The 13,030-nt window shown below is 65.7% G+C and carries 13 protein-coding genes and 1 pseudogene; 11 read left to right on the forward strand and 3 right to left on the reverse strand.

Going from position 1 to position 13,030, the window contains the following annotated elements:
• Nucleotides 1-16: 16 nt before the first annotated feature.
• A complete protein-coding gene (locus AAFG50_RS14960) occupies nucleotides 17-1,663 on the forward strand; it encodes an FGGY-family carbohydrate kinase (protein ID WP_028172158.1) in 1,647 nt (548 codons plus the stop codon).
• Between the two features lie 17 nt (nucleotides 1,664-1,680).
• The gene (locus tag AAFG50_RS14965) at nucleotides 1,681-2,616 is read left to right on the forward strand and encodes a carbohydrate kinase (RefSeq protein ID WP_161535689.1); all 936 of its coding nucleotides are present in this window, start codon (nucleotides 1,681-1,683) and stop codon (nucleotides 2,614-2,616) included.
• Nucleotides 2,617-2,623: 7 nt separating this feature from the next.
• Here AAFG50_RS14965 and AAFG50_RS14970 read toward each other — a convergent pair whose 3' ends face one another.
• Nucleotides 2,624-3,511, reverse strand: coding sequence for a LysR substrate-binding domain-containing protein (locus tag AAFG50_RS14970; RefSeq protein WP_028172156.1), 888 nt, complete (start codon nucleotides 3,509-3,511; stop codon nucleotides 2,624-2,626).
• Nucleotides 3,512-3,645: 134 nt separating this feature from the next.
• On the opposite strand from AAFG50_RS14970, the gene AAFG50_RS14975 reads away from it, so the two are divergent.
• The 6 genes from AAFG50_RS14975 (at nucleotide 3,646) to AAFG50_RS15000 (ending at nucleotide 10,575) form a co-directional block, all read left to right on the forward strand.
• On the forward strand, nucleotides 3,646-5,067 hold the full coding sequence (locus AAFG50_RS14975) for an amidase family protein (protein WP_028172155.1): 1,422 nt from the start codon (nucleotides 3,646-3,648) through the stop codon (nucleotides 5,065-5,067).
• 99 nt (nucleotides 5,068-5,166) lie between these two features.
• Nucleotides 5,167-6,117, forward strand: a complete 951-nt coding sequence (locus AAFG50_RS14980; RefSeq protein WP_028172154.1) for an ABC transporter permease — start codon at nucleotides 5,167-5,169, stop codon at nucleotides 6,115-6,117.
• Nucleotides 6,114-7,007, forward strand: coding sequence for an ABC transporter permease (locus AAFG50_RS14985; protein WP_011086015.1), 894 nt, complete (start codon nucleotides 6,114-6,116; stop codon nucleotides 7,005-7,007). The genes AAFG50_RS14980 and AAFG50_RS14985 overlap by 4 nt, the downstream gene beginning before the upstream one ends.
• Before the next feature lie 2 nt (nucleotides 7,008-7,009).
• The gene (locus tag AAFG50_RS14990; RefSeq protein WP_028172153.1) at nucleotides 7,010-8,023 is read left to right on the forward strand and encodes an ABC transporter ATP-binding protein; all 1,014 of its coding nucleotides are present in this window, start codon (nucleotides 7,010-7,012) and stop codon (nucleotides 8,021-8,023) included.
• Entirely contained in the window at nucleotides 8,020-9,024 is a 1,005-nt protein-coding gene (locus AAFG50_RS14995) for an oligopeptide/dipeptide ABC transporter ATP-binding protein (RefSeq protein ID WP_028172152.1), read from the forward strand. The genes AAFG50_RS14990 and AAFG50_RS14995 overlap by 4 nt, the downstream gene beginning before the upstream one ends.
• 54 nt (nucleotides 9,025-9,078) lie before the next feature.
• On the forward strand, nucleotides 9,079-10,575 hold the full coding sequence (locus AAFG50_RS15000) for an ABC transporter substrate-binding protein (protein ID WP_028172151.1): 1,497 nt from the start codon (nucleotides 9,079-9,081) through the stop codon (nucleotides 10,573-10,575).
• 823 nt (nucleotides 10,576-11,398) lie between these two features.
• On the opposite strand, the gene AAFG50_RS15005 is transcribed toward AAFG50_RS15000, so the two are convergent.
• Both AAFG50_RS15005 and AAFG50_RS15010 read right to left on the reverse strand, forming a co-directional pair.
• The gene (locus AAFG50_RS15005; RefSeq protein WP_231166669.1) at nucleotides 11,399-11,782 is read right to left on the reverse strand and encodes a hypothetical protein; all 384 of its coding nucleotides are present in this window, start codon (nucleotides 11,780-11,782) and stop codon (nucleotides 11,399-11,401) included.
• 8 nt (nucleotides 11,783-11,790) lie between these two features.
• Nucleotides 11,791-11,964, reverse strand: a complete 174-nt coding sequence (locus AAFG50_RS15010; protein WP_165448148.1) for a hypothetical protein — start codon at nucleotides 11,962-11,964, stop codon at nucleotides 11,791-11,793.
• Between the two features lie 196 nt (nucleotides 11,965-12,160).
• On the opposite strand from AAFG50_RS15010, the pseudogene AAFG50_RS15015 reads away from it, so the two are divergent.
• The 3 genes and pseudogenes from AAFG50_RS15015 to AAFG50_RS15025 form a co-directional block, all read left to right on the forward strand.
• A pseudogene (locus tag AAFG50_RS15015) lies at nucleotides 12,161-12,318 on the forward strand (ABC transporter substrate-binding protein); the annotation flags it as partial.
• Nucleotides 12,319-12,476: 158 nt separating this feature from the next.
• The gene (locus tag AAFG50_RS15020; protein WP_039184130.1) at nucleotides 12,477-12,713 is read left to right on the forward strand and encodes a hypothetical protein; all 237 of its coding nucleotides are present in this window, start codon (nucleotides 12,477-12,479) and stop codon (nucleotides 12,711-12,713) included.
• 35 nt (nucleotides 12,714-12,748) lie between these two features.
• On the forward strand, nucleotides 12,749-12,979 hold the full coding sequence (locus tag AAFG50_RS15025; RefSeq protein ID WP_039184132.1) for a hypothetical protein: 231 nt from the start codon (nucleotides 12,749-12,751) through the stop codon (nucleotides 12,977-12,979).
• Nucleotides 12,980-13,030 lie beyond the last annotated feature (51 nt).

Here is a 13,030-nt window from a genome sequence, read left to right on the forward strand (position 1 = left end):
GCGACCAGGAGCGACAATGCCGCGAGCGTATATCGGCGTCGACGTGGGGACCACCAGCACGCGGGCAGGGGTGTTCGACGAGGCCGGCACGCTGCTGGCGACGGCGCGGCACCCGATCAGGATCTGGCATGAGGCCGGCGATATCGTCGAGCAGTCATCCCGGGACATCTGGGAGGCCTGCGCAAAATCCGTGCGGGCGGCGATGGCGGAAGCTGCCATTGCGCCCGACAGCGTCGGCGGCATCGGCTTCGACGCCACCTGTTCCCTCGTGGTGCTCGACCGCCAGGGCGAGCCGCTCACCGTCAGCGCCTCAGGCGAGGCGCAGCGCAACGTCATCGTCTGGATGGACCATCGCGCCACCGCCGAGGCGCGGCTGATCAACGAGACCGAGGATGCGGTGCTGCGCTATGTCGGCGGCTCGATCTCGCCCGAGATGGAGATGCCAAAACTGTTGTGGCTGAAGCGCCATCTGCGCGCGAGCTTCGATGCCGCAGGCCACTTCTTCGATCTGGCAGACTACCTGACCTGGCGCGCGACCGGCTCGCTGCAACGCTCGACCTGCACCGTCACCTGCAAGTGGAACTATCTCGCCCATGACGGTGGCGGCTGGAGCGCGCAATTCTTCAAGCGCATCGGGCTGTCCGACTTCGTCAGCGAGAAATACGCCCGCATCGGCACCGAGATCGTCGCGCCGGGCACCCGGCTCGGCGCAGGCCTCACCCGCACGGCCGCCGCTGAGCTCGGCCTGTCGCCAGGAACGCCGGTCGGCGCATCCCTGATCGACGCGCATGCCGGCGGCATCGGCGCGATCGGCGGTCGCGACGGCTCGGGCGGAACGACCGATGTCAGCGACCGCCTCGCCTACATCATGGGAACGTCGGCCTGCATCATGGCGACGACGAAGGAGCCGTGCTTCGTGCCGGGCGTGTGGGGGCCTTATTATTCCGGCATGGTGCCGGACTTCTGGCTGAACGAGGGCGGGCAGTCGGCGGCGGGCGCGGCGATCGACCACCTCCTCAAATCGCATCCGGGCTTTGCCGAGGCGAGCGCGGCTGCGCGCAACAAGGGCCTCGACCTCATCGACTTCCTCGAGCGCCGCATCATCGCGCGCGCCGGCGATGCCAGCCGCGCCGCGCTGCTCGCCCGCGATGTCCACGTCCTGCCCGAATTCATCGGCAACCGCTCGCCTTACGCTGACCCCGATACGCGCGCGGTGATCGCGGGCCTCGATCTCGACACCGATGTCGCCTCTATGGAGCGGCTGTTCGTCGCCGGCCTTTGCGGGCTCGCTTACGGGCTTGCCGAGGTGATCGAGGCCTTTGCCGCGCATGGCGTCCGCTCCAGCATCATGATCATGGGCGGCGGCGCCAGCCGCAGTCCGCTGGTGCGCCAGATCATGGCCGACACCACAGGCCTCACCGTCGCGCTGCCGCAGACCAGGGAGCCGGTGCTGCTCGGCGCCGCGATGCTCGGGGCGGTGGCCGGCGGCGCCTGTGCCTCGATCGGCGAGACCATGGCAAAGATGTCGGCGCTGGGACGCAAGAGCGAGCCGACCGCGCCTGATATGGCCGCGTTTCACGCCCGCAAGCGCGAGGTGTACAAGTTGCTGCGCGAGGTCGATCGCGGCAGCCGTGCCGCGATGCGCGACATCGCAAAGGACTGAATTCGGGGTTGAAACGAATGCTGATTGCTAGCGGCGATGCGCTGATCGATTTCGTGCCGACGCGAAACGCCGATGGACGCGAGGCGGTGATGCCCGCGGTCGGCGGCTCCTGCCTCAACGTCGCGATCGGCATGGCGCGGCTGGGCGCACCGACCGGCTTCGTCGGCGGCATCTCGACCGACCTGTTCGGCCGCATGATCGCCGATCACGCAACCGCCTCGCATGTCGAGCTCGGCCTTGCCACCCGCAGCGATCACCAGACCACGCTCGCTTTCGTGCGCATCGTCGCGGGCGAGTCGCATTACGCCTTCTACGATGCCGAGACGGCGACACGGAACTGGACCTACCGGCGCGGGTCCATTCCCTTCGATACGGTCGAAGTCCTCCATGTCGGCTCGACCACGCTGGTCAACGACCCGGGCGCCGCCGAAACGAAAGCCCTGATCGCGGACGCGCGGATGTCGTCGACCATCTCGTTCGATCCGAACTGCCGCCCCAACCTCGTCAAGGACAAGCCGGCCTATCTCGCCCGCATGGCCGAGTTCGCGCATAGCGCCGATCTCATCAAGATGTCGGACGTCGACTTCGCCTATCTCTTCGGCGACGAGCCCTATCAACAGCGCGCGAGCACGCTGCTCGGGCAGGGCACGAGCCTCGTCGTCATCACCCGTGGCAACAACGGCGCGATCGCGTGGCACGCGGGAGCAGGGCAGATCGAGGTCACCGCGCCCAAGGTCGCGGTCGCCGACACCATCGGCGCCGGCGATAGTTTTCAGGCGGCGCTGCTGTTCGCCCTGCACAAGCAGGGACGTCTGGCGCGGCAGCAGCTGAAAGTCATCAATGCCGACGAGCTCCGCCGCGCGCTGTCCTTTGCCGCCAATTGCGCCGGCCTGACCTGCACCCGCCCGGGCGCCGATCCGCCCTGGAGCCACGAGATCACCTGGAGCCCGTAGCGCCGCGTCACATCCGCGCGACGGCCTTCTCGGCGCATTTGATGAAGGTTCCGATCAGCGGGCTCTGCGAATCCCGCCGCCAGCACACCGCGATGTCGAGGGAGTCGGTGGCATCGCGGAGCGGCCTGAACACGATGCCGCGCGGGGCGCCGAGCTGCGCGCAGGCCGGCAGGATCGCGAGGCCTTCGCCCGCCAGCACCAGGCTCATCGCCGAATGCACCGTCTCCACGCGGCTCGCGATCGGCATCACCACCTGGTGCCGGCGCAGCAGGGGGACCACGGCGGACGATGCGGGACCATGGTCCGGATGCGGCAGCGCGATCAGCGGACGTCCGTGCAACCGGGCCATCGGCACGGAGCCCAGGCGGGCGAGCGGCGAGCTGGTCGGCATCGCCAGCATGAAGCGCTGTGCACCGATCCGCGCCACCTGGATCTCGGGATGGTTGATGGCCGGCATGCACAGCGCGACCGTGACGCTGCGATCGAGCACCCGCGCCTCGCGTGTCGATGCGCTGAGCTCGGCGAAGTCGAGGTCGACACCGGGAACCGAGCGGCGCAGCTCGGGGATCAGCCGCGGCAGGATCGCATTGGCCAGCACGAACATGTAGCCGACCGACAGCCGCCCGCGCTTGCCGGATGCGACCGCGCGGGCGGCCTCGATGCCGTCGGACGCCAGCGCCAGCGCCTCGCTGGCGCGCACCAGCAGCGCCTGGCCCGCCTCGGTCAGGTCCATGCCGCGGGTGCCGCGGCGGAACAGCGGCGCGCCGACCTCGGCCTCCAGCTTGCGGATCTGGACCGAGAGCGGCGGCTGCGCCATGCGCAGCCGCTCGGCGGCCTTGCCGACGCTGCGTGCCTCGGCGACGGCGACGAAATAGCGGAGCCGACGAAGATCCATTGGCATACCGAAAACGTATGGGTTGGCGACCAAAATCGTATTGGACGGCGAGTTAACAAAACTGTCATTCTGGCTGTCAATGGCTTGTCTAATGCCTTGGCCAACGGTGGCCGGCTTCGGAGCGTGATGTGACGATGAACGGCGATCCCTGCCTGCTGTCCGCAACCGAACTGCGCGGCCTCATCGCCGACAAGCGGATCTCGCCCGTCGAGATCACCCGGGCCGTGCTCGCGCGCGCCGAGGCGCTCCAGCCCCAGTTGAACTGCTTCATCACGATCTGCGGCGACGAGGCGATGGCGGCCGCGCGCGCCGCCGAGCGCAGGGTCATGGCCGGCGAGCCGCTCGGCCTGCTGCACGGCATCCCCTACACCGTCAAGGACATCGTCAACACCAAGGGGGTGAAGACCACCTTCGGCGCCGTTCCCTACAAGGACAATGTGCCTGTTGAGGACGCGGTGGCGGTCGCGCGGCTGCGCAGCGAGGGTGCGATCCTGATCGGCAAGACCACGACGCCGGAATTCGGGAGCAAGTGCCTGACGGATTCGCCGCTGTTCGGCCGCACCCGCAATGCGTGGGATGCCTGCCGCTCCTCCGGCGGCTCCAGCGGCGGCGCGGCGGTTGCTGTGGCCAGCGGCATCGCGCCGCTCGCGGTCGCGACCGACGGTGGCGGCTCGACGCGGATCCCCGCCGCCTGCAACGGCGTGGTCGGCCTGAAGCAGAGCAACGGAATCATCCCGCACAGCCAGGCGCTGGATGTGTTCGGCAACCAGACCTATGTCACGCCGACGACGCGCACCGTCGCCGATACCGCGCTGATGATGCAGGCGATGGCGGGCGAGGACCCCTGCGATCCCTGGTCGATCGGCGTTCCCGTATCCGACTTCGTCGGCACCGCCGCCCCGCGCGGCGATCTGCGCGGGCTGAGGATCCTGTACTGCCTGACGCCGCCGGGCCGTCCGGTGTCCGCCGAGGTCGCGGCCAGCTTCAGGGCGAGCCTCGACCGGCTGGCCGGGCTCGGCGCCGAGCTCGAGGAATTCTCCGGCGAGGGTTTCGACATCGAGCCGATCTGGCGCGCCATCAACCACACCGTCTGGCGCACGCGCTTTGCAAAACTCGCGGCCGAGCACAAGGACGAGCTGAGCGAGGCCTTCCTCAAGCAGCTCGCGCTTGCCACCGAGGTCAGCGGCGTTGACTACCAGGAGGCGATGTTCGCGCGCACCGCGCTGTTCCGCCGCGTGCAATCCCTGCTTGCGCGCGGCCACTTCCTGGCGATGCCGACGCTCACGCGCTCCGCGCTGCCGATCAAGCAGGATCTGTTCGGCACCATCGAGATCGACGGTCGGCATTTCGACAGCGTCCGGCCGCACTGGTTCCCCTGGACCATGCCGTTCAACATGACCGGGCATCCCGCCGTCAGCCTTCCCTCAGGCTTCGGCCGCGACGGCCTGCCGATCGCGCTTCAGCTCGTCGGCCGCTTCCGGGCTGATGCGGAATTGCTCCGCGTCAGCACGCTGTTCGAGGCCTCCGTCGACCTTCTGTCCCGCTGGCCGGAATAACGACATGCGCATGCAGCAAAGCACTTGCGCGCAAAGGACTTGCGTCCGCCGTCCGGACATGTTGATCGTGCCGCGGATGAGCTTCGAAACCGGGCGCGCATGAGCGTATTTGTCCTCCGACGTGTCTTGACCTTGCTGGCGACGCTGGTCGGCGCGTCGCTGATCATCTTCCTGGTGCTGGATGCGCTTCCCGGCAACGCCGCGCAGATGCTGATGGGCGCCGATGCCTCGGCCGACGCGGTCCGCGCGCTCACCGTCAAGCTCGGGCTCGACCAGCCGCTGGCGGTTCGCTACCTGCAATGGATCAAGGGCCTGCTCGTCGGCGATCTCGGCAACTCCTATGTCTACGGCACGCCGGTCGCCAGCCTGATCGCGGAGCGGCTGGTGCTGACCATTCCGCTCGCGATCATGGCCATGTCGATCACGGTGACGCTGGCGCTCTCGGCCGGCATCTACACCGCCGCCAACCACAACAAGCTCGGCGATGTCGGCGTGATGTCGCTGACTCAGGTCGGCATCGCGCTGCCGAACTTCTGGTTCGCGATCCTGCTGGTCCTGTTGTTCTCGGTGCGGCTGCAATGGCTCTCGGCGGGCGGCTTCGCCGGCTGGGAGGACGGCATCTGGCTGGGGGTCAAGTCGCTGCTGCTTCCGGCGATCTCGCTCGCGGTGGTGCAGGCCGCGATCCTCGCCCGCGTCACGCGCTCGGCCGTGCTCGAAGTGCTGCGCGAGGATTTCGTGCGGACGGCGCGGGCGAAGGGGCTCGGCAAACGCGAGGTGCTGTGGCGCCACGTGCTGCGCAACGCCATGATCCCCGTGATGACGGTGATGGGCCTGCAATTCGCCAATCTGCTCGCCGGCACAATCGTGATCGAGAACGTGTTCTACCTGCCGGGCCTCGGCCGCCTGATCTTCCAGTCGATCGCCAACCGCGACCTGATCGTGGTGCGCAATTGCGTGATGCTGCTGGCAACCATGGTCGTTATCGTCAATTTCGTGGTCGACGTGCTCTATGCCTTCATCGATCCCCGCATCAAGGTTCACGACCTGTGAGCGCGCCGCTGACCACCCCGATTGACGCAGCAGTCGCCACGCGTCCGCTGCCCGCGCGCACGTTCTGGCGCCGTGCGCTGCGCCATCGCAGCTTTGTCCTCGGCGGCGCGCTGAGCCTGCTGGTGCTCGCCTCGGCGCTGCTGTCGCTGGTCTGGACGCCCTGGTCGCCCTACGAGATCGACATCGCCTCGAAGCTCCGGCCGCCATCGGCGGCGCACTGGCTCGGCACCGATTCCTTCGGCCGCGACATCGTCTCGCTGCTGCTCGCCGGCGCCCGCTCCACCATCATGGTCGGCATCATCGCGGTCAGCATAGGTCTCACCTTCGGCGTTTGTCTCGGCCTGATCGCCTCGGCGCGGCGCGGCTGGACCGAAGAGATCATCATGCGCTTCTCCGACTTCACCTTCGCCTTTCCGGCCGTGCTCTCCGCGATCATGCTCGCCGCGGTCGTGGGGCCGGGCATGGTGACCTCGATCGTCGCGATCGGCATCTTCCAGATCCCGACATTGACCCGGCTGACGCGCGGCTCGGCCAACGCGATCTGGGCGCGCGAATTCGTGCTGGCCGCGCGAGCGTCGGGGAAGGGAAAATTCCGCATCACCATCGAGCACGTGCTGCCCAACATCCTGTCGATCCTGATCGTGCAGGCGACGATCCAGTTCGCGCTCGCGATTCTCGCGGAAGCCGCACTATCCTATCTCGGCCTCGGCACGCAGCCGCCGCAGCCATCCTGGGGCCGCATGCTAAACGATGCGCAGACCCTGCTGTTCCAGTCGCCGATGCTCGCGGTCTATCCGGGGGCCGCCATCGCGGTCGCCGTGCTCGGCCTCAATCTCCTCGGCGACGGCTTGCGCGATCTGCTCGATCCACGACTGGCGCGGGAGCGATGAGGATGGCTGAGCGCTCCACCATGCCGCTGATCGAGGTTGATAATCTCGGCGTTCGTCTCAACACCAGCCGCGGGCCTGCGCAGGCCGTGCGCGGCGTCAGCTTCTCGCTCAAGCGCGGCGAGACGCTCGGGCTCGTCGGCGAATCCGGCTGCGGCAAGTCGGTGACCGCGATGTCCCTGATGGGCCTGTTGCCGGACAGCGCCGTCGTCACCGGCAGCATCAAGCTCGATGGCAGCGAGCTCGCCGGGCTTGCGGACGCGGATTACTGCCGCCTGCGCGGCAACCGCATCAGCATGATCTTCCAGGAGCCGATGACCGCGCTCAATCCGATGCACACGATCGGCCACCAGGTCGCCGAGCCGCTGCGGCGTCACAAGAACTACTCGGCGTCGCAGGCGCGGAAGGAGACGATCGCCTTGCTCGACCGCGTCGGGCTGCCCGATCCGGCGCGGCGCGTCGATGCCTATCCGCACCAGTTCTCCGGTGGCCAGCGCCAGCGCATCACCATTGCGATGGCGCTCGCCTGCGAGCCCGACCTGTTGATCGCGGACGAGCCGACCACGGCGCTCGACGTCACCATCCAGGGCCAGATCCTCGACCTCATCGCCGATCTCGTCGAGGAGCGCGGCATGTCGATGATCCTGATCTCGCACGATCTTGGCGTCATCGCCGAGAACGTGCAGCGCATGATGGTGATGTATGGCGGCACCGTGGTCGAGAGCGGGCCGACCGACGAGGTGTTCCGCCGCATGGGCCATCCCTATACGCAAGGCCTGTTCCGCGCCCGTCCGAAGCTCGGCGCGCGCAAGGGGACGCGGCTGAAGACGATCTCGGGCACCGTGCCGGAGCTCGCGGATCTTCCGGCCGGCTGCACCTTCTCCGCGCGATGTCCGCTCGTGATCGATCGGTGCCGCGCCGCGCTGCCGGCGATGGTCGAGGTCGGACCCGGTCATGTCGTGCGCTGCGTGCGCACCGATGTCTCGATGGCCGAGAATGTCGGAGCGCTGTCCGCATGAGCACCGCGCCTCTTCTCGACGTCAGGGATCTGGAGCAGCGCTACATGCTGCCGCGCGAGAGCCTGTTCCGTCCGCCCGGGCAGGTGCGCGCGCTCAACGGCGTGAGCGTGCAGGTCCTGCCCGGCAAGAGCCTCGGCATCGTCGGCGAGTCCGGTTCGGGCAAGTCGACCTTCGCGCGCGTCGTGATGGCGCTGGAGCGGCCGACGTCGGGGCAGGTCGCGCTGCTCGGCCGCGACCTCAACCGCCTCCCGGCCGACGAGCTGCGCCGTGCGCGTCGCGATTTCCAGATGGTGTTCCAGGACCCTTACGGCTCGCTCGATCCGCGCCAGACCATCGCGCGCATCGTTGCCGAGCCATTGACCGCGCTGGACGGCGCTGATCGCACCACGTTCCGGGAACGCGTCGCCGCGGTGCTGCGCCAGGTCGGCTTGCGCGATGCCGACATGGACAAATATCCGCACGAATTCTCCGGCGGCCAGCGCCAGCGCATCGCGATCGCGCGCGCCCTGATCACCCAGCCTAAGCTGATCGTCGCCGACGAGCCGGTCTCGGCGCTTGACGTTTCCGTGCAGGCCCAGGTCCTGAACCTGATGCAGGACCTTCAGGACCAGTTCGGCCTGAGCTATGTCCTGATCAGCCATGACCTCGCCGTCGTCGACTATCTCTGCGATGAGGTCGCGGTGATGTATCTCGGCCGGATCGTCGAGCAGGGGCGGCCGGAGGATCTGTTCGAGCGCTGCGCCCATCCCTATACGCGGGCGCTCCTGGATGCCGTGCCGCGGGCGCGCGCGGGCGGCGGCCGGCGCCGGCGCGGGGCCCAGGCGATCGCCTCGCAATCGGCGGCCGCCACGGGGTGTCCCTATGTCGCGCGTTGCGCGCTCGCCGACCAGCATTGCCGCGAGGCCCTGCCTGAGCTACGCAAGGTGGGCGAGGGACACCTTGCCGCCTGTCACAAGGCGGAGGCCGTGATGGCGTTGCCGCCGCCCGCTGCGGAGGGTTAGTCTCGGGCGCAGGATTGGCGTAGACTGGGAATTGAGAAGGCAGGGGAGTTACGCATGTTCAGGAAACTATCCATCGTCGCACTCACTGCCGCGTTTGTCGCGGCGCCGCTGCCGGTGCTGGCACAAAGCAAGAAGGACAGCGTCGTCATGGCGATGGCGCTGGAGCCGCCGGGTCTCGATCCCACCAACGCGGCCGCTGCCGCAATCGCCGAAGTCGCGCTCTACAACATCTACGAGACCCTGACCAAGATCAACGAGGACGGCACCACCTCGCCGCTGCTGGCGGAGAGCTGGACCGCTTCGCCTGACCTGAAGACCTACACCTTCAAGCTGCGCAAGGGCGTCAAGTTCCACAACGGCGAGCCGTTCGACTCCGCCGCGGTGAAGTTCTCGTTCGAGCGCAACGCGGTGCCGACCAGCACCAACAAGGACAAGAGCCTGTTCCAGAGCTTCGAGTCCGTTGCCGCGCCCGACGCCGACACGGTCGTGATCACCCTGAAGAATTCCGAGCCGAACCTGCCGTTCCTGCTGGGGCAGGCGAGCGGCTCGATCGTCGAGCCGAAGAGCGCGCCGACCAATGTCACGCAGCCGGTCGGCACCGGGCCGTATCAGCTCGGCGCCTGGGCCAAGGGTTCCTCGATGACCCTGACCAAATGGGCCGACTATCGCAACGCCGCGGCGATCAAGCTGTCGAAGGTGACGATCCGCTTCATCTCCGATCCGGCGGCGCAAACCGCGGCGCTGCTCTCCGGCGACGTCGATGCCTTCCCGCGCGTCGCGGCCCAGCGCACCATTGCCCAGTTCAAGGCCGATCCGCGTTTCACGGTTCTGGTCGGCGGCTCCAAGGCCAAGACCATCGTCGCGATCAACGAGCGCAAGAAGCCGCTCGATGACGTCCGCGTCCGCCGCGCCATCCTCGCCGCGATCGACCGCAAGGCCATGATCGACGGTGCCGTCGACGGCTTCGGCACGCCGATCGGCAGCTTCTACGTGCCGGGATCGCTCGGCTATGTCGACACGACAGGCATCAACCCCTACGACCCCGAGAAGGCCAAGAAGCTGCTCGCCGAGGCCGGCGTCACCACGCCGCTCGAATTGTCGCTGAAGCTGCCGCCGCCGTCCTATGCGCGGCAGGGCGGCGAGATCGTCGCAGCCCAGCTCGCCAAGGTCGGCATCATCGCCAAGATCGAGAACGTCGAATGGGCGCAATGGCTGTCGCAGGTATTCGCCGGCAATGGTCCGCACAATTTCGACCTCACCATCGTCAGCCATGTTGAGCCGTTCGACCTCGTGAAGATCACCGAGCCGGACTACTATCTCGGCTACAACAACGAGGCGTTCAACGCGCTCTACAAGCAGATCGTGTCCACGCCGGATGAAGCCGCCCGCGCCAAGCTGCTCGGCGACGCCCAGCGCATGCTGGCCACCGACGCCGTCTCCGCCTACATGTACCAGCCGCAGCTCATCACCATCACAGCCAAGAAGCTGAAAGGCGTCTGGAAGGACGTCCCGCAATACGAGAACGATTTCTCGACCTGGTATTGGGAGTAGGGGGCACCCTCGTCGTTCGAGGCGCGCCCTGCCCGTTGCTGTGCCCTCTCCCCTTGTGGGAGAGGGCGGCGACGCCGGTAGACACTGACTCGCAAGGTGAGGGGTCTGTCTCCGCACACGAATCTCGCGAGATGAATTCGCGGAGAGCGCGATTTTAAGCCGACCATCCGGTGGCGGTCTCTAGAGCCCTGGCCTCAGCCCACGGCGCGCCGATCCAGACATCGCGCTCGTTAAGGAACTGGTTACCCGTCACTGTCACCATTTGCATATAGCTCGTCGCCATGCGCGGCAGCGTATTCTAAGAACGGTTGGATATTTCGACACGCCCGGTTGGCGGTCTCTTTCAGGAGAGGCCCAATGTTTAAGGGCTTTACGGTGGCAGTTGTGGCGCTGATTAGCACAGCGCAAGTGGATCGATACCTAACCAACGGTCGGTACACCGACGCGGCCATGGCCATGCTGCGGCAGATCAGGCACGCGTTTGGGTTTTGAGATACCCTTGGGAACAATTTTTAGGTGCTTTGATGGAAGGCATCTTGTGGACTGATCTCGACGCGGATGAGCAACGCGCCCTTGCGACCTTGGGAGCCGGACTTTCTATCGAGCTGTGTGACCCCGTTGCTCTCCTGACTTTAAGGCGGCTCGGTCTGATCGTAGGCTCTCATTTGACGGCTGCTGCGCACGAGTTGCGGAGGGGCGTTGTTCTGGACGAACTCAGGCGCGTGATTGCATGATGTAACCAAGCGCACGGCCGCGAACAGGCAGTCGAAAGTCCTCGCCCGCGATAAGCGGTATGCAGGATCGCTTAGGTCGTTAGTATCGGTCAGTCATGCCCTGTGTTTGAGCTGGAGATGATCCTGGCACGCCATCGCTCTTCAAAAGTGTCAGGGCCCTCTTTCAGTGCCAACGCTCGTGCATCCAGGGGATTGCCGGGCTTGCTAGCTATGACAATGCCTGTCGCTTCTCCGCGAGCACCGAGTTGGGGGGACCGCTCCATAGGCCATTCCAGCAATGCTTTCGACAGCATGGGCTTACCCGCGTACCAGCATTTTCGTCCGTCAATGAGACGATAAGACCACCATTGCCCTTGCGGATTTGGCGGCATTGCGGTGCTGCATTGTTGCTTGGCATGCACGCTGGTCATTTCGAGCAATGAGAGCGCAGCAATGCAAACGGTTAAAGCAAACGATCGAAGGGGTTTGCTCATGGACGCGCTCAATTGCCCTGTTGCTGCAATCGACTTACGGCAACGATCAAGGCAGGCCGTTCGAGGACTTCCACCAACTTTTCAAGGATAAGCGCATTATCCTTGGGGCAGGGCTGAAGGTATTCTTCCAGTATGAGTTGCGCGTCGCTAATCGCTTCCAGGGCTAATTGCTGATCAGTCATCACTGCTTACTCATCAATTAGTTGCGCCAGGAAAGCGAGCGGAGAGAGAAATCAAGTCAGCTTTGAGGAATATCCCCGCTCTTCTTTTCACTTTTTATTTCAAGTTCTCGGCTTCCCGCTGTTTGTCTCGATGTCGTCGGGGTCAATGTTGCGCAAATAGTCCCGCGAGGGTGTGTCGCGAGCGAGGGGCGCGGCGACCAACGTCACGCAGCCGGTCGGGACAGGGCCGTACCAGCTCGGCGCTTGGGCCAAGGGCTCCTCGATCACGCTCAACAATGGGCCGACTACCGCAACGCCTCGGCGATCAAGCTGTCGAAGGTGACGATCCGCTTCATCTCCGATCCGGCCGCTCAGGCCGCACCGCTGCGTTGCCATCAACGAGCGGCCTGTATCTCAATTCCCACACTTGCGATCAAAAGAGATCCGTTTGTCGCTTTTCGAACAGACGGAAAAAGCCTGGTCCGTTCCAATTCCCCAACGATTGAAAACAGTCATCGGTTGGGGGAGACGAAATGGTACGTTCCCTGCTCATTGAGCTGGCGCGCGATAAATATGTCGAGCGTTGCAAGCAACGGGCCTTCGATCATCTGGACCGACGCGATCTCAAGAACGCGGTCGCCTCGTTTGTCGCCAATATCAACGCGCGTCCTGATCGCGAACTGCCATCCTACTTGGCAACGCTTGGCGCTTTGCTGCTGACGGCGAACGATGCGTTCGGCTGGAGAACGCTGATTGATGGATTGAGGTGATGATCCGATAAACGCGGGCGTTGGGAGGTGTGGGGATGGCTCACTACAGGGCTTACCTTTTGGATCAGCACCGCCACGTGATAAGCGTAGCCAAATTGCAGTGTGCCGACGAGCAGGAAGCACGAGAACGTGCTGCGCAACTGGTTGATGTCAACGACGTCGAGCTATGGCAACTCGATCGCCGTATTGCGGTCTTTGAGGTCCCCGCAAGCCGAACCTCGCAGGCGGCGAGAAGGGAAAAGCCGCAGCGCCCCAGGGACAAATGAAGCAGCCTGTCCCTGTCAGGATTAACGGGGGTAGCATGGATTTACGGATTT

The sequence above is a fragment of the Bradyrhizobium sp. B039 genome (genome assembly GCF_038965675.1).
Lineage (GTDB): Bacteria > Pseudomonadota > Alphaproteobacteria > Rhizobiales > Xanthobacteraceae > Bradyrhizobium > Bradyrhizobium diazoefficiens.

Bases quoted from the DNA above. Each gene is read 5' to 3' on its own strand.
- AAFG50_RS14960 (WP_028172158.1), top strand. From the start codon at position 17: ATGCCGCGAGCGTATATCGGCGTCGACGTGGGGACCACCAGCACGCGG.
- AAFG50_RS14965 (WP_161535689.1), top strand. From the start codon at position 1,681: ATGCTGATTGCTAGCGGCGATGCGCTGATCGATTTCGTGCCGACGCGA.
- AAFG50_RS14970 (WP_028172156.1), bottom strand. From the start codon at position 3,511: ATGGATCTTCGTCGGCTCCGCTATTTCGTCGCCGTCGCCGAGGCACGC.
- AAFG50_RS14975 (WP_028172155.1), top strand. From the start codon at position 3,646: ATGAACGGCGATCCCTGCCTGCTGTCCGCAACCGAACTGCGCGGCCTC.
- AAFG50_RS14980 (WP_028172154.1), top strand. From the start codon at position 5,167: ATGAGCGTATTTGTCCTCCGACGTGTCTTGACCTTGCTGGCGACGCTG.
- AAFG50_RS14990 (WP_028172153.1), top strand. From the start codon at position 7,010: ATGGCTGAGCGCTCCACCATGCCGCTGATCGAGGTTGATAATCTCGGC.
- AAFG50_RS14995 (WP_028172152.1), top strand. From the start codon at position 8,020: ATGAGCACCGCGCCTCTTCTCGACGTCAGGGATCTGGAGCAGCGCTAC.
- AAFG50_RS15000 (WP_028172151.1), top strand. From the start codon at position 9,079: ATGTTCAGGAAACTATCCATCGTCGCACTCACTGCCGCGTTTGTCGCG.
- AAFG50_RS15005 (WP_231166669.1), bottom strand. From the start codon at position 11,782: ATGAGCAAACCCCTTCGATCGTTTGCTTTAACCGTTTGCATTGCTGCG.
- AAFG50_RS15010 (WP_165448148.1), bottom strand. From the start codon at position 11,964: ATGACTGATCAGCAATTAGCCCTGGAAGCGATTAGCGACGCGCAACTC.
- AAFG50_RS15020 (WP_039184130.1), top strand. From the start codon at position 12,477: ATGGTACGTTCCCTGCTCATTGAGCTGGCGCGCGATAAATATGTCGAG.
- AAFG50_RS15025 (WP_039184132.1), top strand. From the start codon at position 12,749: ATGGCTCACTACAGGGCTTACCTTTTGGATCAGCACCGCCACGTGATA.